This is a genomic window from Massilia terrae, from assembly GCF_024753145.1.
Taxonomy (GTDB): Bacteria; Pseudomonadota; Gammaproteobacteria; order Burkholderiales; family Burkholderiaceae_D; genus Telluria; species Telluria terrae.
In genome coordinates this window covers 1-22,197 of sequence record NZ_JANUGU010000001.1, presented here as the reverse complement: position 1 = coordinate 22,197, position 22,197 = coordinate 1, and the positions used below count along the sequence as shown (strand labels likewise).

21 protein-coding genes are annotated in these 22,197 nt (G+C 65.6%); 1 reads left to right on the top strand and 20 read right to left on the bottom strand.

Annotated features, from left to right (window positions below):
• Window positions 1-19: 19 nt before the first annotated feature.
• The 16 genes from NX778_RS00105 to ndk all read right to left on the bottom strand — a co-directional run bounded on the left by NX778_RS00105 (window position 20) and on the right by ndk (window position 17,059).
• Window positions 20-1,339 (bottom strand): adenylosuccinate synthase, encoded by a 1,320-nt coding sequence (locus NX778_RS00105; protein ID WP_258809662.1) that lies wholly within the window; start codon window positions 1,337-1,339, stop codon window positions 20-22.
• A 5-nt stretch (window positions 1,340-1,344) separates the two neighbouring features.
• Window positions 1,345-2,499, bottom strand: coding sequence for an ATP phosphoribosyltransferase regulatory subunit (locus tag NX778_RS00100; RefSeq protein WP_258809661.1), 1,155 nt, complete (start codon window positions 2,497-2,499; stop codon window positions 1,345-1,347).
• 273 nt (window positions 2,500-2,772) lie between these two features.
• Window positions 2,773-3,549 carry a hypothetical protein gene (locus tag NX778_RS00095; protein WP_258809660.1) on the bottom strand — a complete coding sequence of 259 codons (777 nt, stop codon included), beginning with the start codon at window positions 3,547-3,549 and terminating at the stop codon, window positions 2,773-2,775.
• Window positions 3,550-3,751: 202 nt separating this feature from the next.
• Window positions 3,752-4,627, bottom strand: a complete 876-nt coding sequence (gene hflC / locus NX778_RS00090; RefSeq protein WP_258809659.1) for a protease modulator HflC — start codon at window positions 4,625-4,627, stop codon at window positions 3,752-3,754.
• Window positions 4,627-5,910, bottom strand: coding sequence for an FtsH protease activity modulator HflK (hflK, locus tag NX778_RS00085; protein ID WP_307727880.1), 1,284 nt, complete (start codon window positions 5,908-5,910; stop codon window positions 4,627-4,629). Before hflK ends, hflC begins: the two co-directional genes overlap by 1 nt.
• Before the next feature lie 48 nt (window positions 5,911-5,958).
• Window positions 5,959-7,110, bottom strand: a complete 1,152-nt coding sequence (gene hflX, locus NX778_RS00080) for a GTPase HflX (RefSeq protein ID WP_258811003.1) — start codon at window positions 7,108-7,110, stop codon at window positions 5,959-5,961.
• Between the two features lie 32 nt (window positions 7,111-7,142).
• Window positions 7,143-7,379 carry an RNA chaperone Hfq gene (gene hfq, locus NX778_RS00075; protein ID WP_258809657.1) on the bottom strand — a complete coding sequence of 79 codons (237 nt, stop codon included), beginning with the start codon at window positions 7,377-7,379 and terminating at the stop codon, window positions 7,143-7,145.
• Between the two features lie 141 nt (window positions 7,380-7,520).
• Window positions 7,521-8,864, bottom strand: a complete 1,344-nt coding sequence (der, locus tag NX778_RS00070; RefSeq protein WP_258809656.1) for a ribosome biogenesis GTPase Der — start codon at window positions 8,862-8,864, stop codon at window positions 7,521-7,523.
• 7 nt (window positions 8,865-8,871) lie between these two features.
• A complete protein-coding gene (gene bamB, locus NX778_RS00065) occupies window positions 8,872-10,017 on the bottom strand; it encodes an outer membrane protein assembly factor BamB (protein ID WP_258809655.1) in 1,146 nt (381 codons plus the stop codon).
• Window positions 10,018-10,162: 145 nt separating this feature from the next.
• On the bottom strand, window positions 10,163-10,840 hold the full coding sequence (locus tag NX778_RS00060; protein ID WP_258809654.1) for a YfgM family protein: 678 nt from the start codon (window positions 10,838-10,840) through the stop codon (window positions 10,163-10,165).
• Window positions 10,841-10,879: 39 nt separating this feature from the next.
• Window positions 10,880-12,223, bottom strand: coding sequence for a histidine--tRNA ligase (gene hisS / locus NX778_RS00055; protein ID WP_258809653.1), 1,344 nt, complete (start codon window positions 12,221-12,223; stop codon window positions 10,880-10,882).
• A gap of 101 nt (window positions 12,224-12,324) precedes the next feature.
• A complete protein-coding gene (gene ispG, locus NX778_RS00050; RefSeq protein WP_258809652.1) occupies window positions 12,325-13,599 on the bottom strand; it encodes a flavodoxin-dependent (E)-4-hydroxy-3-methylbut-2-enyl-diphosphate synthase in 1,275 nt (424 codons plus the stop codon).
• Between the two features lie 12 nt (window positions 13,600-13,611).
• Window positions 13,612-14,586, bottom strand: coding sequence for a helix-turn-helix domain-containing protein (locus tag NX778_RS00045; protein ID WP_258809651.1), 975 nt, complete (start codon window positions 14,584-14,586; stop codon window positions 13,612-13,614).
• Between the two features lie 11 nt (window positions 14,587-14,597).
• Window positions 14,598-15,395: a type IV pilus biogenesis/stability protein PilW gene (gene pilW, locus NX778_RS00040; protein WP_258809650.1), complete on the bottom strand. Its 798-nt coding sequence runs from the start codon at window positions 15,393-15,395 to the stop codon at window positions 14,598-14,600.
• Window positions 15,392-16,561 (bottom strand): dual-specificity RNA methyltransferase RlmN, encoded by a 1,170-nt coding sequence (rlmN, locus tag NX778_RS00035; RefSeq protein ID WP_258809649.1) that lies wholly within the window; start codon window positions 16,559-16,561, stop codon window positions 15,392-15,394. Before rlmN ends, pilW begins: the two co-directional genes overlap by 4 nt.
• Window positions 16,562-16,633: 72 nt before the next feature.
• Window positions 16,634-17,059 (bottom strand): nucleoside-diphosphate kinase, encoded by a 426-nt coding sequence (ndk, locus tag NX778_RS00030; RefSeq protein WP_258809648.1) that lies wholly within the window; start codon window positions 17,057-17,059, stop codon window positions 16,634-16,636.
• 214 nt (window positions 17,060-17,273) lie between these two features.
• On the opposite strand from ndk, the gene NX778_RS00025 reads away from it, so the two are divergent.
• Entirely contained in the window at window positions 17,274-17,960 is a 687-nt protein-coding gene (locus NX778_RS00025; protein WP_258809647.1) for a Bax inhibitor-1/YccA family protein, read from the top strand.
• 190 nt (window positions 17,961-18,150) lie between these two features.
• Here the strand turns inward: NX778_RS00025 and rlmD are convergent, their stop codons facing one another.
• The 4 genes from rlmD to NX778_RS00005 all read right to left on the bottom strand — a co-directional run.
• Window positions 18,151-19,497 carry a 23S rRNA (uracil(1939)-C(5))-methyltransferase RlmD gene (rlmD, locus tag NX778_RS00020; RefSeq protein WP_258811002.1) on the bottom strand — a complete coding sequence of 449 codons (1,347 nt, stop codon included), beginning with the start codon at window positions 19,495-19,497 and terminating at the stop codon, window positions 18,151-18,153.
• 80 nt (window positions 19,498-19,577) lie between these two features.
• Window positions 19,578-20,585 (bottom strand): RNA polymerase sigma factor RpoS, encoded by a 1,008-nt coding sequence (gene rpoS / locus NX778_RS00015; protein WP_258809646.1) that lies wholly within the window; start codon window positions 20,583-20,585, stop codon window positions 19,578-19,580.
• Between the two features lie 9 nt (window positions 20,586-20,594).
• Window positions 20,595-21,473 carry a peptidoglycan DD-metalloendopeptidase family protein gene (locus NX778_RS00010; RefSeq protein WP_258809645.1) on the bottom strand — a complete coding sequence of 293 codons (879 nt, stop codon included), beginning with the start codon at window positions 21,471-21,473 and terminating at the stop codon, window positions 20,595-20,597.
• 33 nt (window positions 21,474-21,506) lie between these two features.
• Window positions 21,507-22,197, bottom strand: a 691-nt coding sequence (locus NX778_RS00005) for a protein-L-isoaspartate(D-aspartate) O-methyltransferase (protein WP_258809644.1), incomplete at its 5' end; no start/stop codon positions are given.

The window sequence follows — 22,197 nt, the reverse complement described above, 5'->3', positions numbered from 1 at the left end:
TTCCCCTTTTTTTATTGATTTATGCAGCGGCGAACGGATGGCGCAGGACGATGGTCTCTTCGCGGTCCGGGCCGGTCGACACCATGTCGACCGGGATGCCGACCAGTTCTTCGATGCGCTTGATGTAGGCACGCGCATTGGCCGGCAGTTCTGCGAGCGACTTCGCGCCCACCGTGCTGTCGGTCCAGCCCGGCATTTCTTCGTACACCGGCACGCAGCGTGCCGCTTCCTCGGCGCCGACCGGGAAGATGTCCACGGCGCGGCCGTCGATGGTGTAGCCGGTGCACAGCTTGAGCGTTTCCAGGCCATCCAGCACGTCCAGCTTGGTCAGGCACATGCCCGACACGCCGTTGATCTGGACCGAGCGGCGCAGCAGCGCGGCGTCGAACCAGCCGCAGCGGCGGGCGCGGCCGGTGACGGTGCCGAACTCGTGACCGACGCGCGACAGGTGCTCGCCGATGCCCTGGTCGGTCGGCAGCTCGGCCGGGAACGGGCCCGAGCCGACGCGGGTGGTGTAGGCCTTGGTGATGCCCAGGACGTAGTGCAGCATGCCCGGGCCGACGCCGGCGCCGGCCGCGGCATTGCCGGCCACGCAGTTCGACGAGGTGACGAACGGATAGGTGCCGTGGTCAACGTCCAGCAGGGAACCCTGGGCGCCTTCGAACAGCAGGTTGCCGCCGGCATTGAAGGTCTTGTACAGCGCCGACGAGACGTCGCCGACCATCGGCTTCAGGCGCGGCACGAGGGCCATCGCGTCGTCGAAGGTCTTCTGGAAATCGATCGCGGCGCCACCGAGGAAGCCGGTCAGCACGAAGTTGTGGTACTCCAGGTTTTCCTTGAGCTTCTCGGCGAAGCGGCCTTCGTTGAGCATGTCGGCGATGCGGATGGCGCGGCGCGCGACCTTGTCTTCGTAGGCCGGGCCGATGCCCTTGCCGGTGGTGCCGATCTTGTTGGCGCCGCGGGCGGCTTCGCGCGCGACGTCGATGGCGACGTGGTACGGCAGGATGGCCGGCGAGGCTTCCGAGATCATCAGGCGCGAGCACACTTCGACGCCGGCTGCCTGCAGCTTGTCGATCTCGCGCATCACGTCCGGCACCGAGACCACCACGCCATTGCCGATGTAGCAGGCCACGCCTTCGCGCATGATGCCCGACGGGATCAGCTGCAACGCGGTCTTCTGGCCCTTGATGACGAGCGTGTGGCCCGCGTTGTGGCCGCCCTGGAAGCGCACCACGCCAGCTGCATGGTCGGTCAGCCAGTCGACGATCTTACCCTTGCCTTCATCGCCCCATTGAGTACCGATGACAACGACGTTCTTTGCCACTTTTTGATTTGACATCACACTTAACCTAGGTTTTTGAGAATCCAGTTTCCGTTGTCGAGGACGAGCGCGCGGTCGCACTCGAACTCGTCCTGAACATTGTCGTGACCCGGCATGCTCTGGATCACGACTTCGCCGGCCTTGCGCAGCTCGGCGATTATCTCGCGCAGCTCGGGAGCATTGCCCCACGGCGCACGGATAGAATGCTTGCGTTCGGCGCACGGCAGCAGGCGCGCCAGCTCGCGCAGGTCGAGCGAGAAGCCGGTCGCCGGGCGGGCGCGGCCGAAGGCTTCGCCCACGTGGTCGTAGCGGCCGCCACGCGCCACCGCGTTCGGCAGGCCGCTGACGTACAGCGCGAACATGGCGCCGCTTTCGTACTGGTAGCCGCGCAGGTCGGCCAGGTCGATCGCGACTTCGGCGCGGCCGATCGCGGAGCCGGCCAGCGCCGCCAGTTCGGCCAGCGCACGGGTAATGCCCGGCAGTTCGGGCAGCACTTCGCGCGCCTTGCCCAGCACCTCGACGTCGCCGTACAGGTGCGGCAGGGCCTGCAGCGCGGCGCGGGTCTTGGCCTGGTACTTGCTCGTGATTTCTTCGAGGCCCGGCACGTCCTTGCCGCGCAGCAGCACGTGCAACTGGGCTTCATCGCGCTTGGCGGCGGGGTCTTCGGCCAGGATGGCGCGCAGCACGCCCACGTGCGACAGGTCCAGGCGCACTTCGCCGAAACCGGCCAGGGCCAGCGAGGACAACGCGATCTCCTGGATCTCGGCGTCGGCCTCGAGGCCGGCATGGCCGTACATTTCGCAGCCGATCTGGATCGGTTCGCGGGTCGCGTGCAGACCCGACGGGCGAGTATGCAGCACGCTGCCGGCGTAGCACAGGCGGGTGACGGAGGCGCGGTTGAGCAGGTGGGCGTCGATGCGGGCGACCTGGGTGGTCATGTCCGGGCGCAGGCCGAGCAGGCGACCGGACAGCTGGTCGACCACCTTGAAGGTGCGCAGGTCGGTATCTTCGCCGGCGCCGGCGAGCAGCGACTCGACGTATTCCAGCATCGGGGGCATCACCAGCTCGTAGCCATACAGGCGGAAGTTATCCAGCAGCAGGCGGCGCAGGTCTTCGATCTTGCGCGCTTCGGAGGGCAAGACGTCAGCAATGTTCTCAGGCAGTAGCCAGTTCGGCATGGGCAAGACGACGGGAGTTAGCGGGATTCGGGCGACATGGACGCGCGAAGGCGCGCATTGGGCGCGCGAACCGACAATTTTAACCGAAAACGGGGTCGGGCGTCGGGGAATGGCTGGGGTGGGTTGTCAAACGTCCACGTTTGAGTCCCACCATCGGAAGATGCGCCGTCGTCCCGGCGGAGGCCGGGACCCATGCTGACTATCCGAAGTAGCTAGCGGTCTATGGGTCCCGGCCTGCGCCGGGACGACGGTTTCGGGGATAACAGTGGATTTTCAGATACCCAGCGGCCACTGGTACTTCGGCACCGTCGACAGCGGCGTGCCGGTCACGATCAGGATCTCGCGGTGCGCCACCATCGGGATCGTGGCCGGATCGCCGTCGAAGCGGGTGATCGCGCCATTCTCGATGATGTAGAAGCGCACCGGCCCCGGCAGCCCGGCCGCCCCGTCGCGGCCCAGCGGCTGCTGCCACAGCAGGAACCAGTCGCCCAGCGTGAAATTCTTCGGCGTGTCCGCTTCCATGTGGATGATGCCGGTCACGTCGTGCACGTGCATTTCGTAGGCGTGATAGCAGCCCGCATGCACCCGCCCGATGCCATCCGGGAAGCCGAGGCGCTTGCCGTTGCTGTAGATCGAGATCAGCATGTGCTTGTGCCAGACCGCGCTGGCCAGGCAGTTGACCGCCCCCACCGGCTTGCCAGTGCCCCACCACACCGGCCAGGCCGCGGTGTTGTAGAGCGTGCCGTCGACCAGCGGCGTGTAGGTGGACGCCAGCGTGATCGGCTCGCCCAGCGGATCGGTCAGCGGCGCCGTGGAGCTGGTCGCGGCATCGCCCCGCGTACCGGACTGCCCCGGCACCGTGGTCAGCAGCCCGGCCAGGCTTTCCGGCGCCGGGTTCTGCGACACGCAGACATCCCCGGGGCCGCCGGAATCCTTGAATGGCGGCGTGTCCTGCGCCACCGGGGGATTGGCCTGGTCGCTGCTGCCGCAGCCCGCAAGCAGCAGGAGCGAGAGCCAGGCGCAGTTCCTGATCGTAATCTTCGAGTTCATTTGATGCTCCTGTGGAAGGGTTATCGAGTCGAGGGAAACAAGCTCCACAACCCATCATCGAGCAAGCAATGGCGCCGCTGTTGAGCAAACCGATGCCCTTGTAGCGAGCCGAACAGTTATCTAGCTGTCCATCAAACGAATTATTTACGGGAATAAAAAAGCGGCCGTGAAGCCGCTTTTTTGGGGGACTAGCGCCGGGCGCTTATTTGCCGGCGCCGGGGTTCTTCATGTACTTGAAGAAGTCCGAGTTGCTGTCGATCACCATCACGTCGCCATGCGACTTGAAGGTGGCGCGGTAGGCCTCCAGCGAACGGTAGAACTTGTAGAACTCGGGGTTCTTGCCGAAGGACTTGGCGTAGATTTCGGACGCCTTGGCATCGCCCTCGCCCATGATGGTCTGGGCGTCGCGGAAGGCTTCGGCCAGGATCACGGTGCGCTGGCGGTCGGCGTCGGCCTTGATGCGATCGGACTCGGCGTTGCCGCTGGAACGCAGCTCGTTGGCCACGCGCACGCGCTCGGCCTTCATGCGGCCGAACACGGCATTGTTGACCTCGTCGGCGAAGTCGACGCGCTTGAGGCGCACGTCGACCACGTCCAAGCCGAGCGCGCGGGCATCGGCGACGACCTTGCCGCGCACCGCGTCCATCATCGCCTCGCGCTCGGTCGAGATCACCTGGTGCACGGTGCGCTTGCCAATTTCACCGTTGAGCGTGGTCTTGACCAGCTGCGCGACCTGGTCGCGCACCTTGCCTTCGTCGCTGCCGAAATTGACGTAGAACTTGCGCGGGTCGGCGATGCGCCATTTGACGTAGGCGTCGACCAGCAGGTCCTTCTTCTCGGAGGTCGAATAGCGTTCGTTATCCGGTGTTTCCAGCGTCAGCAGGCGGCGGTCGAGGTAGACCACGTTCTGCAGCGGCGGCGGCAGCTTGAAGTGCAGGCCGGGCTCGGTCAGCACTTCGTTCACTTCGCCCAGCGAAAACACGACGGCATAGCGGCGCTGGTCGACCACGAACATGGTCGAGGACAGGAGCATGAGCGCGACGAACAGCGCAACGAACAGGGTGACAAGGCGGCTCATCAGCGCGTCTCCCGCTCACGTTGCGATTCGCGGCTGCGCGCATCGCGCTGGCGCACCGATTCCGGGACTGCCGGCGCAGCCTGGTCGGCCGGCGCCGCAGCCTGCTGCTGGGCGGCCGGCTGGGGCGCCTGCTGGCCCTGCTGCTGCGGCGGCACCGGCACCGGGCCGGACTTGCTGCCGATGGCGGCGTCGTTGGCGGCGGTCTTTTCCATCATCTTGTCGATCGGCAGGTAGATGGTGTTATTGGTCTTGGCGTCGACCAGCACCTTGCTGGCGTTGCTGAAAATCTCTTGCATGGTCTCGATGTACATGCGTTCGCGCGTCACGGCCGGCGCCTTGGCATATTGGGCCACCACCTGGTCGAAGCGGGCGGCGCTGCCGGCCGCGGTTTCGACCACCTGGGCACGGTAGGCTTCGGCTTCCTGCAGCTTGACGGCGGCCTTGCCCTTGGCGGTCGGGATCACATCGTTGGCATAAGCTTCGCCTTCGGCCTTGGCGCGGTCGCGCTCCTCGGCGGCCTTGATGGCGTCGTTGAAGGCGGCCTGCACCGGTTCCGGCGGCTGCACAGCCTGCATCGCGACCGTGGTCAGCTGCACGCCCAGCTTGTAGCGGTCCAACAGTTGCTGGGTGATCCGGCGCACGTCGGCGGCGACGGCGTCGCGGCCCTGGTACAGCAGGTAGTCCAGGTCCTTCTTGCCCACCACTTCGCGCGCCGCGCTCTCGGCGACGTCGCGCACGGTCTCGTCCTGGTCGCGCTCGGAGAACAGCCAGGCCACCGGGTCCTTGATCTGGTATTGCACCGAGAACTGGACGTCGACCAGGTTCTGGTCGTTGGTCATCATCAGCGATTCCTGCGGCTGGCGGTTGCGCACGTTGTTGCGGTAGCCGATCTCGGCGGTGTTGATCTTGCCGGTGTTGACCAGCTGGTGGGCCTGGATCGGATAGGGCCAGCGCCAGTTGAAGCCGGGCTTGGCGATGTGGCTGATCTTGCCGAAGGTGCTGACCACGCCGACCTGGCCGTCCTGCACGATGAAGGCGCCGCTGGCCAGCCAGATCAGGGCCACGATGAACACGATGACGGAGGCGGTGATGCCGGCGCCGCGCATGTCGGGCTTGAGCTTGCCACCGTCGCCGCCGCTGCCGCGCTGGCCGAACAGGCGGTTCAGGCGGGCATTGAAGTCGCGCCACAGCTGGTCGAGGTCGGGCGGACCTTCGCCGGGGCGGCGGCCTTCCTGGGCCTTGGTGTCGCTCTTGGGGTTGTGGCCCCAGCGAGGGTCATTCAACGATGGCTTGATGCCGGTTCTTTTTAGTATGGAGGCAAGCATAGGCACTTAGTGAGGCCCGACGGATGGGGAGGATGGCGCGAGGCCAAGTTCGAGTTCCTCGCGTTCCAGTGCGAACTCGGGCAGTTCCGGGCCCGCGGTGGCAGCCTCGGCGATTGCGCCGCGCAGCAAATCCAGGCCGGCGCCGCTCTGGGCGCTGATGAAAACGCGGCTGATTTTATCATATTCATCACGTTCCACCCCGGGCTCCAGCCCGGCAGCATCGATCTTGTTCCACACCAGAATCTGCGGAACATGGTCGGCGCCGATCTCGCGCAGCACCTCGTTGACCTGCTCGATCTGCTCGTTGCGCACGGGCGAGGAACCGTCGACCACGTGCAGCAGCAGGTCGGCGTGGATGGTTTCCTCCAGCGTGGCGCGGAACGCCGCCACCAGCTGGTGCGGCAGCTCGCGCACGAAGCCAACCGTGTCGGACACGACCACGTTGCCAACCTCGTCGCCCAGGTAGAGGCGGCGGCTGGTGGTGTCCAGGGTCGCGAACAACTGGTTGGCGACGTAGACGCCGGCCTTGGTCAGGGTGTTGAACAGGGTCGACTTGCCGGCGTTGGTATAGCCGACCAGCGACACCGAGAAGGTCTTGTTGCGGCCGCGCGCGCGGCGCTGGGTTTCGTGCTGCTTGCGCAGCTTGGCCAGGCGGGTGCGCAGCATCTTGACGCGCTCGCCGATCAGGCGGCGGTCGGTTTCCAGCTGGGTTTCACCGGGGCCGCGCAGGCCGATACCACCCTTTTGCCGTTCCAGGTGGGTCCAGCCGCGGATCAGGCGCGTGGCCAGGTGCTGCAGCTGGGCCAGCTCGACCTGCAACTTACCTTCGTTGGTCTTGGCGCGCTGGGCGAAGATGTCCAGGATCAGGCTGGTGCGGTCGACGACGCGCACGTTCAGCTTGCGTTCCAGGTTGCGCTGCTGGGCCGGCGACAGCGCGTGGTTGAAGATGACGATTTCAATCTTGTCCGCCAGCACGGCCTGGCCGATTTCGTCGGCCTTGCCGCTGCCGACGTAGTAGGCCGGATCGGGCGAACTGCGCTTGGCGGTGATGGTGGAGACAGGGTCGGCGCCGGCGGACTTCGCCAGCAACGACAGTTCATCGAGGCTGGCAGCAAAATCGCCAGCCCCAAAATCGATGCCCACCAGGGCGGCGCGCATGGTGGAGGTGCCGGGGGCTCCTGCCATCGGCCTTACTCGGCTTCCTGCTCGAGATTGAGGTTGACGGCGCGGGCCGGAACGACGGTGGAAATGGCGTGCTTGTAGACCATTTGGGTAACGGTGTTACGCAGTAAAACGACGTATTGGTCGAAGGACTCGATGTGTCCCTGGAGTTTGATCCCGTTGACCAGATAGATGGAGACGGGAACGTGCTCTTTGCGCAAGGCATTGAGGAATGGGTCTTGTAACAGTTGCCCTTTGTTGCTCATGACAGCTCCGTGTGTTGTTGTAGTTTAAAAGTTGAGGCGACCTGCCCTGTTTTCAAGAGGCAAAATCGCCTGACAGCAAAGGCTAAAACAGGCCCTGAGTTACTGTACCCTGTTTTGCCGGTTTTTGTCGTACTGCTATCGTTATTTTTGCTCTTTGGCAAAGGGATTTTTGCCAGAGCGCAATTCGATGCGCAGCGGTGTGCCGATGAGGTTGAAGGTGTCGCGGAAGTGCTTCTCCAGATACCTCTTGTACGGCTCGGTGACGCCATCCAGGGCATTGCCGTGGATAACGATGACGGGCGGATTCTGCCCGCCCTGGTGGGCATAGCGCATTTTCGGGCGGGTGCCGCCCTTGCGCTTTGGTTCTTGTTTTTCGACGGCCAGTTCGAGCGCGCGGGTCAGGCGCGGGGTCGACAGCTTGGCGGTGGCGGCGGCGTAGGCGGAATCGACCGACTTCATCAGCGGGCCGATGCCGGTGCCTTTCAGCGCCGAAATGAAATGCTGCTTGGCAAACGAGAGGAAGTCCAGCTTGCGGTCGAGGTCGATCTTGACCTGGTCGCGCTGGTGCGACTGCAGGCCGTCCCATTTGTTGACGGCCACCACCAGCGCCCTCCCCGACTCCAGGATGAAGCCGGCGATGTGGGCGTCCTGCTCGGAAATGTCTTGCTGGGCATCCAGTAGCAGGACGACGACGTTGGCTTCCGAGATCGATTGCAGCGTCTTGACCACCGAGAATTTCTCGATGGCTTCGAACACCTTGCCGCGGCGGCGGATGCCGGCGGTGTCGATCAGGGTGTAGGTCTTGCCGTCGCGCTCGAACGGCACTTCGATCGAGTCGCGGGTGGTGCCCGGCATGTCGAAGGCGATCACGCGCTGCTCGCCGACCAGGGTGTTGATCAGGGTCGACTTGCCGACGTTGGGGCGGCCGACGATGGCGATCTTGATGCCGTGGTCGGCCGGCTCCAGCTCTTCCGGCTCTTCCGGACGCTGCTGCACGGCCAGGTCGAGCGCCTCGTTGACGAGGTCGAGCACGCCGTCGCCGTGGGCGGCCGAGATCACATACGGATCGCCCAGGCCGAGCTCGTAGAACTCGGCGGTGACCGAGGTGTACTTCATGCCCTCGCTCTTGTTCACGACGAGCATGACCTGGCGGCCCGACTTGCGCAGGAAGTCGGTGATGGTCTTGTCGTGCGGCGTCAGGCCCTGGCGGCCATCGACGATGAACACGACGATGTCGGCCTCGGCCACGGCCTGGCGCGTCTGCAGCGCCATCTCGTGCATGATGCCTTCCTTGGCGACCGGCTCGAAACCGCCGGTATCGATGACCAGGAACGGACGGTCGCCCATCCGCCCTTCCCCGTAGTGGCGGTCGCGCGTGAGGCCAGGCAGGTCGGCCACCAGTGCGTCGCGCGAGCGGGTCAGGCGGTTGAAGAGGGTCGACTTACCGACGTTCGGTCGGCCAACGAGTGCAATTACCGGCTTCATCTAATTATTATTCGACCGCGATCGCGGCCACGGTTCCATTTTGCGTTTGAAAAATCAGCTTCGAACCGGCCAGCAGCGGGGTCGAGGTGACCGGGCTGCCGTCGGTGGCGACGCGCGCGAGCAGCTTGCCGTCTTCGCGGTCGAGGAAGTGCACATAGCCCTGGTAATCGGCGACGGCGACGGCGCGTCCCACCGACACCGGGGTCGACAGGCCGCGGTAGGACAGCTTGTCGTTCTTCCAGGCGCTGGTGCCGGTCTCGCGGTTGAAAGCGGACACGGCGCCCTTGTCGTCGGCCGCGAACACGTAGCGCTGGTCGACCGCCACGCCCACTTGCGAGGACAGGTCGCGGGTCCAGCGCGCCGAACCGGTGGTGATGTCGAAGCAGCCGACCTTGCCCTGGTAGGACACGGCGCAGACGTCGTTGTCGTAGATGGCCGGGGTGCCGCCGATATCGGTTACGCGCTCCAGTTCGGTGGCGCCGCGGGCCACGCCCACTTCCACCTCCCAGCGCGGGGCGCCGGTGGCGATCAGCAGCGAGGCCAGCTTGCCGCCCGGCTGGGCGATGACGACGTCGGTATCGTGCGCCACCATGCCCGGCGCCAGGCGCAGGGTGAGCGGCGGCAGCGGACGCTGCACGGTCCATTTCTTCTCGCCGCTCTTGGCGTCCAGGCCGACGATGCGGTTGTCGATCGAGCGCGCCACCACGATGCCGTGGGCAACCGCCGGGGCCGACAGGATCTCGCTCGACAGCTGGGCCTTCCACAGCTCCTTGCCGTCCATGTCGTAGGCCAGCAGGATGCCCTTGGCGGCGCCGATCGCGACCAGGTTGCCGTCGCTGCCGGGGCTGGTGGTCAGGTCGGTGCCGGTCTTGACGCGCCACAGCTGGCGGCCGCTGTCGGCTTCGATGCGGGCCAGGTTGCCGTCGTTCGATGCGACCAGCACGGTGTTGCCGGCCAGCGCGGGCGACAGCTCGTATTTGTTCGACTTGCCGATCTCCGCTTTCCACACGGTGCGCGCGGCCATGCTGGCCTTCAGCTCGACCAGGGGCGCGGGCGGGTTGCCTTTTTCCTTCGATGCAAACGGGTTCAGGCTCGAGCAGCCCGCGATCAGGGCCAGGACGCCGACGCTGACAAGCTTACGTGTAGTGCGCATGTTTTCTTATACCTTGTTCTCAGGACTAATCGTCTCCGTCATTCCCGCGCACGCGGGAATCCCATTGTGGCGCCGGGCCGGCGGCAAGCGCGACGGACGAGGCGACGACATGGGGTTCCCGCCTGCGCGGGAACGACGATCCTACTTAAGCGGCGGGCGCTGCTGCCGGAGCTGGCTTTGCGTCGGCCGCGGCCGTCGAACCACCCAGCGAGTCGAGCTTGAGCTGCACCAGCTGGCGGCCCGGGTTCTTCTTGTCCATCGCGTCGAGCGCGGCTTGGTAGGCGCTGCGCGCGTCGGCCGGTTTGTTCTGCGCGGCGTAGATGTCGCCCTTGCGGTCGGCCACGTCGCCCTTGTACTGCGGCAGGAACTCGCCGCTCAATTGCGCCAGCGCCTGGTCATACGCCTTCTCGTCCAGCAGCACGCCGGCCAGGCGCAGCTTGGCCAGCGATTTATATTCCTCGTCGCCATGGTCGATCGCCCATTGCAGCTGGGCCTTGGCGGTCTTCAGGTCGTTGGCGTCGAACGCGCCCTTGGCCGCGCCCAGCGCCGCCATCGGGGCGTAGATGGTGCCGCCGAACTTGGACTCGATATCGCCGGCGATGCGCTGCACCTTGGCGTTGTCGTTCGCCTGCAGCGAAGCGAGCATCTGGTCGTACAGGCCGGAAGCCTCGGCCGCCTGGTTGCGCTGGTGCGAGTTCCAGAAGTTGTAGGCGGCGTAGCCCCCGAGCACGACGATCAGCACCCAGGTGATCAGGTTGCCGTAGCTGCCCCAGAATGCCTTGAAAGTCGCTATCTGCTCTTGTTCTTCGAGATCGTATGCCATGTCAATCCGTTTGTCGTTCTAATGGTTGGGTTGGTAATTTTACGCGTGATAGTGCACGTGGTCGTGATCGTGATCGTGGTCGTCGCCGACGATCTGGTCGACCACGTAGTCGACCACCTCGTCGAAGGGCACGCTGGCCTGCTGCTGCTCGGCGTCGCCGGCGCGCAAGGCCTTGACGGCGGCCACGTTGTTGCTCACTTCGTCCTCGCCGATGATCACGGCAAACGCGGCGCCGGAACCATCGGCCTTCTTCATCTGGCTCTTGAAGCTGCCCGCGCCCTGGGCGGTCGCGCAGTGCAGCACCACGTCGAGGCCGGCGTCGCGCAGGCGCTCGCCGAGGATGAAGGCGCGCATCTGCGCTTCCTCGCCCTGGTGCACCATGTAGACGTCGCACTGGGCCGGCGCGGCCATCTCGCCGGCGCCCTTCATCAGCTCGATCAGGCGTTCCATGCCCATCGCAAAACCGACCGCCGGGGTCGGCTTGCCGCCGAAGGTTTCGATCAGCGGGTCGTAGCGGCCGCCGGCGCACACGGTGCCCTGCGCGCCCAGCTCGTCGGTGACCCACTCGAACACGGTGCGGTTGTAGTAGTCCAGGCCGCGCACCAGGCGCGGGTTGACCGTGTACTGCACGTTGTTGGCGTCGAGGATCTTCTTCAGGCCGTCGAAGTGCGCCAGCGATTCCTCGCCCAGGTAGTCCAGCAGCTTGGGCGCGGCGTTGACCAGGTTCTGCATGGTCGGGTTCTTGGTGTCGAGGATGCGCAGCGGGTTGGCGTGCAGGCGGCGCCTGGCTTCCTCGTCCAGCTGCTCATGGTGCGCTTCGAAATAGGTGATCAGCTCGGCGCGGTGGCGGTTGCGCTCTTCCGCGTTGCCGATCGAGTTCAGTTCGAGGCGGATGTTGGACAGGCCGAGGTCATCCCACAGGCGGCGGCACAGCATGATCAGCTCGGCGTCGATGTCGGGACCGGCAAAACCGATCGCTTCCGCGCCGAACTGGAAGAACTGGCGGTAGCGGCCGCGCTGCGGACGCTCGTGGCGGAACATCGGGCCCTTGTACCACAGGCGCTTGGGGCCGTCGTAGGCCAGGTTGTGCTCGATGGCGGCGCGCACCACGCTGGCGGTGCCTTCCGGGCGCAGGGTCAGCTGGTCGCCGTTCATCGAGTCTTCGAAGGAGTACATTTCCTTCTCGACGATGTCGGTGACGGCGCCGATGGCGCGCGCGAACAGGCGCGTTTCCTCGACGATCGGGGTGACGATCTTCTGGTAGCCGTAGCTCTTCAGGATCGTTTCGACGGTGTTCTCGAACAGCTCCCACAGCGGCGCGTCGGCCGGGAGGATGTCGTTCATGCCTTTGATGGCGACAATTTTCTCTTTTTTATCGGACATAGTTACCCTTTGCACGTCGTCCCGGCGGAGGCCGGGACCCATAGACCGCTTCCAAATTCGGATAGTCAGCATGGGTCCCGGCCTTCGCCGGGACGACGCTTTCAGGCTGCGGATTCTACCGAAGCCCCATAATTCTTTTGCACGTAATCCAGCACAATTTGCTGGAACTCTTCCACAATCTTCTCACCGCGCAGCGTCGCCACCTTCTGGCCATCGACGAACACCGGCGCGGCCGGCGATTCGCCCGTGCCCGGCAGGCTGATGCCGATGTTGGCGTGCTTCGACTCGCCCGGCCCGTTGACGATGCAGCCCATCACGGCCACGTTCATCGCTTCCACGCCCGGATACGCCTTCTTCCATTCCGGCATGCGCTCGCGCAGGAAGGTCTGGATGTTGTCGGCCAGCTCCTGGAACACGGTCGAGGTGGTGCGGCCGCAGCCCGGGCAGGCAATCACCATCGGCGCGAATTTGCGCAAGCCCATGGTTTGCAGGATCTCCTGGCCCACCACCACTTCCCTGGTGCGGTCGCCGCCCGGTTCCGGGGTCAGCGAAATGCGGATGGTGTCGCCGATGCCTTCCTGCAGCAGCACCGACAGCGCCGCGGTCGAAGCGACGATGCCCTTGCTGCCCATGCCGGCTTCGGTCAGGCCCAGGTGCAGCGGATAGTCGCAGCGCTTGGCCAGTTCGCGGTAGACGGCGATCAGGTCCTGCACGCCGGATACCTTGCACGACAGGATGATCTTGTCGCCGGCCAGGCCCAGCTCTTCGGCGCGCTGCGCGTTCTCGATGGCCGAGGTGACCAGCGCCTCGTACATCACGGCCTGGGCGCTCCAGGGCTGCGCGCGCTGCGCGTTCTCGTCCATGATGCGGGCCAGCAGCGACTGGTCGAGGCTGCCCCAGTTGACGCCGATGCGCACCGGCTTGTCGTACTTGATCGCGATCGCGATCATCTGGGCGAACTGGCTGTCGCGCTTGGCGCCCTGCCCCACGTTGCCCGGGTTGATGCGGTATTTCGACAGCGCCTGCGCGCACTCCGGATAGTCGCGCAGCAGCAGGTGGCCGTTGTAGTGGAAGTCGCCGACCAGCGGCACGTCCACACCCATCGCGTCGAGCTGGGCGCGGATGGCCGGCACGGCGGCCGCCGCTTCCGGCGTGTTGACCGTGATGCGCACCACTTCGGAGCCGGCGCGCGTCAGTTCCTTGACCTGGATTGCGGTGCCGATCACGTCGGCGGTGTCGGTATTGGTCATCGACTGCACCAGCACCGGCGCGTCGCCGCCGACCCAGACCTGGCGCGCGCCGTGCGCGACCAGTACCTTGCGGCTGGCGCGGCGTGCGAGCGGGCCGGACGGGATGGGCGAATATTGCGAAGTCATTGCTGTCCTCTGTTACTTGAGCGCGACGCGGGCGATGGTCTTCCCCGGCAGCAGCGGCAACTCGACGGCGGCGCCGCGCAGGGTCGCGTTCACGCCTTTCGGGTTGCCGACGGTCAGCGTCACCGGCTGGTCGAGCGGCAGCGCTTGGGTATCGCCGGCCTTGACCAGGCGCGACACCAGGTTCTTGCCGTCCGCGGTGCGCACCTGGATCCACGAATCCTCGTTGAGCTTCAGGACCAATCCACTGGCGGGCGCGGCTTCGGCGGCGGCCTGCAGCGGCGCCGGCGCGGCGGCGGGCTGGGCCGCAGCCGGAGCGGCGGCGGCGCCCGGGGTACCCGCAGCCGGCGGCTGGGCCGCGGGGGCGGCCCCGTTGGCCGGCGGCTGGGCGTTGTTGGGCGCTTGCTGTTCCTGCTGGCCCGGGACCGAAATCAGCGGCACCTCCGGCTTTTGCAGCGGCTGCTCGGTGACGCCGTGCGGCGCGCTGGCCGGCAGCTCGATGGTGCTGGAGACGGCCGGTTCGGCCTTGCGGTGCGGGACCAGGCCGAAGTGCCATGCGGCCGCGGCGGCCACGGCCACCGCCACGCCGGCGGCGATCCAGCCGACCGGCAGGCTGCTGCGCTTGCCATGCAGGGGGAAGCGCGACGACTCGTTGAAACGGGCCGGCTTGTCCAGGCTGCGCGCGCGGTTGACGTTCTCGGCCGGGGCCGGCGTGTCCATCTCGATCATGGCCACCAGCGGCGCCGGATCCAGGCGCAGGATCTTGGCGTAGGCGCGCACGAAGCCGCGCGTCACGGCGGGACTGGGCAGCGCGGCGTAATCGCCCGCTTCCAGCGCGACCACCTGGCGCACCGCCATCTTCAACTGGTCCGCCACCTGCTCCACCGACCAGCCCATCGCTTCGCGCTGGGCCGCCAGGGCCTGGCCCGGCACGCCGCGCTGCGGAGGATTTTCTGGCGTTGCCGGCTGATCCGCCCGGTCTGAATTCATTGTCGTCTCACTCAATCAAAAGCGCCGCGCTGGAATGCGGCGTACTCGGGCGAACCCGGAAAGCGATGGCGCAGCTGCGCGACCAGGCTCGCTTCAAGGTCGCGTTTGCCCAACTTGCGTTCGACGCGCAGGGCGAGCCACAGCGCATCCGCCGACAGCGTATCGAGTTTCGCGGTCTCCGTCAGGCGGTTCACAAAAAAACCGGCGCGCGGGTAGTCGCGCTTCGCATAATAGACCTGTGCCAGCGCCACGTTCAACGGCGGCAGGTCCGGTGCGTCGCGCAGCGCCTGCACCAGGTAGCGTTCGGCCGCGTCCAGGTCCTTCATCTTGATGCTGCAGGTGCCGGCATTGAGCAGCGCGCTGAGCGGCGAGCGGTAGCGCGGATTGTTCAGCGCCGCCTCGAAGTACGGGATCGCCTGGGCCGGCTTGCCGGCGGCATTGCACAGGAAGGAGCCGTAGTTGTTGGCGATATTCGGATTGTCCGGCGCGAGCTTGAGCGCGTGCTGGAAGTTTTCCTCGGCCAGCGCGTTTTCCTTCATCGCGGCGTAGATCAGGCCGCGCATATCGTAGCCGTCGGCCGACTCCGGATTGATCGCGATCGCCTGCTTGACCTCGTCGAGGGCGATCTCGTACTTGCCGTCCTGGTAGTAGCCGACCGCCAGCTGCAGGCGGATGCCGGCGCGCTTTTCGGCGGCGGTCTGGTCGGACGCGGTCTTGAGCTCGCCGCGCTCGGCGGTGCTGCTGGCGCAGGCCGCGAGCAGGCACAGCAGGACGACGCCGGCGGCGCGCTTGATCAGCGCCGCGCTCAAGAACGGATCTCCACGATGCGGCCGAAGTCGGCGCCGAACTTATTCTGGTATTCCGCCATCTTTTCCATGCGCTGCTGGACGCGGGTGCGGTCCTGCACCTCGCCGGCCAGCTGGCCGCAGGCGGCGTCGATGTCGTCGCCGCGGGTCTTGCGGATGGTGGTGACGATGCCGTTGTCCATCAGGATCTGGGCAAAGGCCTTGATGCGCGGGTTCTTGGAGCGGAACAGGCCCGATTCCGGGAAGGGATTGAACGGGATCAGGTTCAGCTTGCAGTTGACGCCGACCACGGGGTCGTTGACCAGCGCCAGCAGCTCGCGGGCGTGCTCGTCGGTGTCGTTGACGCCGTCGAGCATGCAGTATTCGAAAGTGATGAAGTCGCGCGGGGCGAATTCCAGATAGCGCTTGCACGCGGCCATCAGCTCGCGCAGCGGGTACTTCTTGTTGAGCGGCACCAGCATGTCGCGCAGCGGATCGTTGGGCGCGTGCAGCGACACCGCCAGCGCCACCGGGCATTCCTGGGACAGCTTGTCCATGTTCGGCACCACGCCCGAGGTCGACACGGTCACGCGGCGGCGCGACAGGCCGTAGGCGTTATCGTCGAGCATCAGCTTGAGCGCGGTGACGGTCGGCTCGAAATTCAGCAGCGGCTCGCCCATGCCCATCATCACCACGTTGGTGATCTGGCGCTCGCCCTTGGGGCCAGGCTCGATGCCCTTGGTCTTGCGCAGCTCGAACTCGGCCATCCACAGCTGGCCGATGATTTCCGCGACGGAGAGGTTGCGGTTGAAGCCTTGCTTGCCGGTGGAGCAGAAACGGCAGTTGACCGCGCAGCCCGCTTGCGTGGAGATGCACAGGGTGCCGCGGGTTTCTTCCGGGATGAAGACGGTTTCGACGGCGTTGCCGTTGCCGACGTCGACCAGCCACTTGCGGGTGCCGTCGCTGGACGTGTGGTCGCTGATGATGCCCGGCGCACGGATTTCCGCGCGCGTCTTGAGCTTCTCGCGCAGCGACTTGGCCAGGTCGGTCATGCTGTCGAAATCGGCCGCGCCGTACTGGTGTATCCAGCGTTGCAATTGCTTGGCGCGAAACGGCTTCTCACCCAAGTCGGCGCAGTAGGCGGCGAGTTGCGCGGGATCGAAGTCCAGCAGGTTGGTGAGGGTCGTCATCGTCTTCCTAGTATTTCAAACACCGCCCGCGGTCGCGGGCGGTCTTACAGCTTGTTACAGCCGCGTTACAAATTAACGCGAGTAGACGTTCAGTGCCGGGAAGTAGTAGGCGATCTCCACGGCAGCGGTTTCCGCCGCGTCCGAACCGTGCACGGCGTTGGCGTCGATCGAGTCGGCGAAGTCGGCGCGGATGGTGCCCTTGTCGGCCTTCTTCGGGTCGGTGGCGCCCATCAGGTCGCGGTTCTTGGCGATGGCGCCTTCGCCTTCCAGCACCTGGATCATGACCGGGCCCGAGACCATGAAGTCGACCAGGTCCTTGAAGAACGGACGCTCCTTGTGGACGGCGTAGAAGCCTTCGGCTTCAGCACGCGACAGCTGCGCCATGCGGGCAGCGACGATCTTCAGGCCGGCGCCTTCGAAACGGCTGTAGATTTGGCCGATCACGTTTTTAGCGACTGCGTCAGGTTTGATGATCGACAGGGTGCGTTCGATTGCCATGTAAAAACTCCAATAAAAAGAAAGGTTTAAATCGAGATATTCAGAACTCAATCAACCTTTGATTTTACCATATATCCCCCGCCTGGCCGAGATTGCCGCGGCAGCAAGTAAAGTGTTACAGTGGCGCTGGCCTGAACCTGTCCATACAAGTCGTTTCGCGGCTGTGCTAAGCTGGGCGGGAAGCATCACTGACATTGAACCCGGAGGCATTTTTATGATCCCAAGCATCCAAAAAACTTACGACATCGCCGGCGCCAGCGCCGCGCGCAACAAGGTCCTGCGTAACACCTACTGGCTGCTGGCGCTGTCGATGGTGCCGACCGTGATCGGCGCGGCCGTCGGCATGACCGTGCTCCCGCCGACCCTCATGCGCGGCGGCATGGGCTTCCTGCTGTTCATGCTGGTCGCCTTCGGCTTCATCGCCGCGATCAACAAGACCAAGGACTCGGCCGCCGGCGTCGGCGTGCTGCTCGGCTTCACCGGCTTCATGGGCCTGATGCTGGCTCCGCTGCTGACCTACACCCTGCACTTCTCCAACGGCCCGGCCCTGATCGCCATGGCCTTCGGCGGCACCGCCTGCGTGTTCGCGGCCATGGCCAGCATCGCCACCGTGTCGCGCCGCGATTTCTCGGGCCTGGGCAGCTGGCTGTTCGCCGGCGTGATCGTGCTGCTGCTGGCGGGCGTGGCCAATATCTTCCTGGGCCTGACCGTGCTGCACCTGGTGATCTCGGTGCTGGCGATCGGCATCTTCTCGGCCTTCATCCTGTTCGACGTGCAGCGCATCGTCAACGGCGGCGAGACCAACTACATCACGGCGACGCTGTCGATTTACCTGGACGTGTACAACATCTTCACCAGCCTGCTGAGCTTGCTGGGTATCACCGCAGGTAGCCGCGACTAAGCGCGTTTCGCTTCAAGGAAAGCCGGCTGCGTGCCGGCTTTTTTTATGTCGCCGGTCGGGTGACCGTAAGACTTCGGTGGAGAAATGGGGTTCCCGCCTGCGCGGGAACGACGCCAACTATTATGCAAAATATTGCATAACCCCATCCGTCGTTCCCGCGGAAACGGGAACCCCCTTGCGGGCGCTGAGCTTACGCTTCCGGCAGCTCGAATACGCCGATCGACTCGACGTGCGAAGTGTGCGGGAACATGTTGGCGACGCCGGCCTTCTTCATCACGTAGCCGGCGCGGTGCACGAGGATACCGGCGTCACGCGCCAGCGTGGACGGGCTGCAGGATACGTACACGATGCGGCGCGGCAGCAGTTCCGGCTGGGTCTCGCGCAGTTCGGCCAGCGCCAGCGCCAGCGCCACGGCGCCATCGCGCGGCGGATCGACCAGCATGCGGTCGAACTTGCCCAGGGCAATGAGGTCGTCCCTGGTGACTTCGAACAGGTTGCGCGTGTAGAAGGTGGTCTTCGCCTCCACGCCATTCGCCTTCGCGTTTTCCAGCGCGCGCGTGGTCAGCGTGGTGCTGCCTTCGATGCCGACCACTTCGCGCGCCTGGGTCGCGAGCGGCAGCGTGAAGTTGCCGAGGCCGCAGAACAGGTCGGCCACGCGCTCGCCCGGCTGCACGTCCAGCAGGCGCAGCGCCTTGGACACCAGCACGCGGTTGATCTGGTGGTTCACCTGCGTGAAATCGGTCGGCTTGAACGGCATCTTGATGCCGAATTCGGGCAGCGTGTAGTACAGCTCCTTGTCCAGCGGATAGAACGGGTAGACGGTGTCCGGGCCCTTCGGCTGCAGCCACCACTGGATGTTCCATTTGTCGGCGAATGCCCTGACGATGGTTTCGTCTTCGGCCGTCAGCGGCGCCATGATGCGCAGCACCAGCGCGGTCGTGCCCTCGCCGACCGCCACTTCGATCTGCGGCATCTGGGTGTAGATCGACAGCGAGCGCACCATGTCGCGCAGCGGCACCAGCATGTCCGACAGGTTCTGCGGCAGGATGTGGCATTCCTTCATGTCGGCCACGTAGGACGAGTGCTTCTCGTGGAAGCCGACCAGCACGGTCTCCTTCTTGGCCACATAGCGCACCGACAGGCGTGCGCGGTAGCGGTATTCCCAGGTCGGCCCTTGCAGCGGGCGCATGATGTTTTCCGCCTTCACCTTGCCGATGTGCCAGAGGTTATCTTCGAGCACGCGCTGCTTGATGGCGACCTGGGCCGAGGGCTCCAGGTGCTGCATCGAGCAGCCGCCGCAGTGGTCGAAATGCGGGCAGCGCGGTTCGACCCGCATCGACGAGGCGCGCGCCAGCGTGACCATGCGGCCGGATTCCCAGTTCTTCTTCTTGCGCTGGGTCTCGAAGCTGACCCGCTCGCCCGGCAGCGCGCCCTCGACGAAGATGACCTTGCCCGGCGTGCCGTCCTCGTTCTCGAGGTGGCCGACGCCGCGTGCTTCCATGTCGAGGGATTTGATGTCGATGAAGATTTCTTGCATGTCGATGGGGGAGAGAAAGCCGCGGTTCACGCGCGCCACCACCGCTCGTGGCGGAGCTCAGGCAAACCGGAAACCGGCCATCATAGCAAGGAATCGCGCACGACGCCACGGGCGGCCATGGCCCGCTTCAGCTTGACCAGCGCTTCCTGCTGGATCTGGCGCACCCGCTCGCGCGTGACACCCATCTCCTCCGCCAGCGTCTCCAGCGTGGCCGGATCGTCGTTGTCGAGGCCGAAGCGGCGCATCACCACCAGGCGCTGCTTGTCCGGCAGCTTGGCCAGCCAGTCGCGCACCAGCAGGGTCATCTCGTGCTGCTCGGCGCGCGCGTCCGGGCCCTCGTCGTGGTCGCCCGGCAGCATGTCCATCAGGCTCGACTGCGGATCGTTGTCGAGCGGCGCGTCCAGCGAGGTGGCGTGCTCGGACAGCGCGAGGATGTCCTGCACCTCCTCCACCGGCCGCCCGACCAGGCTGGCGATGTCCTCGCTCGATGCGTCCTTGCCGTTGTGGCGCTGCGCTTCGAGGTGGTACTTGGCGCGCAGGATCTGGTTCAGTTCGCGCACCATGTGCACCGGCAGGCGCACCGTGCGCGCCTGGTTCATGATGGCGCGCTCGATGCTCTGGCGGATCCACCAGGTGGCGTAGGTGGAAAAGCGGAAGCCGCGCTCCGGCTCGAACTTGTCGATCGCGCGCATCAGGCCGATATTGCCCTCCTCGATCATGTCGAGCAGGATCACGCCGCGGTTGATGTAGTGCTTGGCAATCGAGACCACCAGCCGCAGGTTGTGCTCGATCATTTTCTGGCGCGCGGGGAAGTCGCCGGCCTTGGCCAGCGTCGCGTAGTGCACTTCCTCGGCCGCGCTCAGCAACGGCCGCGAACCGATCTGGTTCAGGTAGTGCTGGGTGGTGTCGGTGGAGAGCTCGGCCGCGAGCATCTTCTTGAGCTCGTCCACGCTCTCCAACGCGATGTTGCCGTCGGGGCTGGCCTCGCCGGCTTCATCGGCGCCGGGAGCGATGTCGCCCTCGAGCAGCACGTCATCGAGCGGCTCGTCGGGACCATCGTCCGAGGCGTCGTGCTCATGCTGCGTCATCAACCCTCCTTAACGGCTGGGCAAGAACCTCGCGGGATCGACCGGCTTGCCCTGCAAACGGATTTCGAAATGCAGTTTGACCGAATCGGCGTCGGTATCGCCCATTTCCGCGATCACCTGTCCTTTGCTGACGGTGTCGCCTTCCTTCACCACGATCACCTTGTTATGGGCATAGGCCGACAGCAAGGTGTTGCTGTGTTTGACGATGACGAGATTACCATATCCACGGATGCCGCTGCCCGCGTACATCACTTTTCCTGCGCCGGCCGCCACGACTTGCTGGCCGGGCTTGCCGGCGATATCGATGCCTTTCTTGCTGTCATCGAAGGTGGCGACGATCTTGCCGCTGGCCGGCCACATCCAGCTCAGGCGCTCATCATCGGTGGCGGTGACCACGATGCCCGGCGCGGGGCCGCTGGCGGCCGCCTCCGTCTTCGGCTCCGGCTTGGCGGCCTCGGCCACTTCCTTGCCCTTGGGCGGGGTCGCCGGCGCCGGTTTCTTCGGCCCGATCGGTTCGATCTTCGGCACCGTGACCGGGGTGGTGCCGGCCACGCGCTCAGGCGGGCTCACGCGCAGCACCTGTCCGACCTTGATATCGTCCGGATCGCTCAGGTTGTTCCAGGTCACGATGTCGCGGTAGCTCTGGCCATGGTCCAGCGCGATGCGCAGCAGGGTGTCGCCCTTGCGCACGGTGTAGCTGCCGTTGGCTTCCTGCCTGGGCTCCTCGGCCACCACGACCGGGGCCGGGGTGGCCGGCGTGGCCGGCTTGTTGTGGTTCGCTTTGGGCATCGGACGGTCGATGACCGGGGCCTGGCGCGACGGCGAGCTGCAGGCGGCAAGCAGGCCGAGCGTCATGGTCAGCAGGGCGAGGCGTGGTGTGTATGTCATTCTCATCTTATCGGTATCTAGGTCTTGCGGAGATCAGGCGAGGCCTGGCCGCAGTGGCACGAAATGGCAGTCTTCCAGCATTTCGCTGGACCACTCCGCCTTGCCGGTGCGGGTGATGCGTTGCAGGTGCTGGACCTGGGCGCCAACCGGCGCGACGAGGCGGCCGCCGATCGCCAGCTGTTCCAGCAGGGCGCGCGGCACCTCCAGCCCGGCGGCCGCGAGGATGATGCCATCGAAGGGCGCCACCTGCGGCAGTCCGAGCATGCCATCGCCATATTGCAGGCGAAGGTTAGAAATACGCAAGGGCCGCAGATTGGTTTTCGCCAACTCATGCAGCGGCTTGATGCGTTCGATCGAATACACCTCGTCCGCCACACAGGACAGCACCGCGGCCTGGTAGCCGCAGCCGGTGCCGATTTCCAGCACCCGCGTGAGCGCCCCGCCCTCGCGCATCGCCTCGATCATCCGCGCCACGATGTAGGGCTGCGAAATGGTCTGGTGATGGCCGATCGGCAGCGAGGCGTCGATGTAGGCTTGGGCCGACAGGGCCGGTTCGATGAACATGTGGCGCGGCACGGCCTGCAGGGCGGCCAGCACTTTCTGGTCGCGCACGCCCTTCTGGGCCACCCGTTCGACCATCGCGCGGCGGATCGCTTCGGTGGCCATGATATCCGAGCGCTGCCCGATCATGGCGGGCTGGGCGGCGACGGCGGGCGCGGCGTAG

Bases quoted from the DNA above. Each gene is read 5' to 3' on its own strand.
- NX778_RS00105 (WP_258809662.1), bottom strand. From the start codon at position 1,339: ATGTCAAATCAAAAAGTGGCAAAGAACGTCGTTGTCATCGGTACTCAA.
- NX778_RS00100 (WP_258809661.1), bottom strand. From the start codon at position 2,499: ATGCCGAACTGGCTACTGCCTGAGAACATTGCTGACGTCTTGCCCTCC.
- NX778_RS00095 (WP_258809660.1), bottom strand. From the start codon at position 3,549: ATGAACTCGAAGATTACGATCAGGAACTGCGCCTGGCTCTCGCTCCTG.
- hflC (WP_258809659.1), bottom strand. From the start codon at position 4,627: ATGAGCCGCCTTGTCACCCTGTTCGTTGCGCTGTTCGTCGCGCTCATG.
- hflX (WP_258811003.1), bottom strand. From the start codon at position 7,110: ATGCGCGCCGCCCTGGTGGGCATCGATTTTGGGGCTGGCGATTTTGCT.
- hfq (WP_258809657.1), bottom strand. From the start codon at position 7,379: ATGAGCAACAAAGGGCAACTGTTACAAGACCCATTCCTCAATGCCTTG.
- der (WP_258809656.1), bottom strand. From the start codon at position 8,864: ATGAAGCCGGTAATTGCACTCGTTGGCCGACCGAACGTCGGTAAGTCG.
- bamB (WP_258809655.1), bottom strand. From the start codon at position 10,017: ATGCGCACTACACGTAAGCTTGTCAGCGTCGGCGTCCTGGCCCTGATC.
- NX778_RS00060 (WP_258809654.1), bottom strand. From the start codon at position 10,840: ATGGCATACGATCTCGAAGAACAAGAGCAGATAGCGACTTTCAAGGCA.
- hisS (WP_258809653.1), bottom strand. From the start codon at position 12,223: ATGTCCGATAAAAAAGAGAAAATTGTCGCCATCAAAGGCATGAACGAC.
- ispG (WP_258809652.1), bottom strand. From the start codon at position 13,599: ATGACTTCGCAATATTCGCCCATCCCGTCCGGCCCGCTCGCACGCCGC.
- NX778_RS00045 (WP_258809651.1), bottom strand. From the start codon at position 14,586: ATGAATTCAGACCGGGCGGATCAGCCGGCAACGCCAGAAAATCCTCCG.
- rlmN (WP_258809649.1), bottom strand. From the start codon at position 16,561: ATGACGACCCTCACCAACCTGCTGGACTTCGATCCCGCGCAACTCGCC.
- ndk (WP_258809648.1), bottom strand. From the start codon at position 17,059: ATGGCAATCGAACGCACCCTGTCGATCATCAAACCTGACGCAGTCGCT.
- NX778_RS00025 (WP_258809647.1), top strand. From the start codon at position 17,274: ATGATCCCAAGCATCCAAAAAACTTACGACATCGCCGGCGCCAGCGCC.
- rlmD (WP_258811002.1), bottom strand. From the start codon at position 19,497: ATGCAAGAAATCTTCATCGACATCAAATCCCTCGACATGGAAGCACGC.
- rpoS (WP_258809646.1), bottom strand. From the start codon at position 20,585: ATGACGCAGCATGAGCACGACGCCTCGGACGATGGTCCCGACGAGCCG.
- NX778_RS00010 (WP_258809645.1), bottom strand. From the start codon at position 21,473: ATGACATACACACCACGCCTCGCCCTGCTGACCATGACGCTCGGCCTG.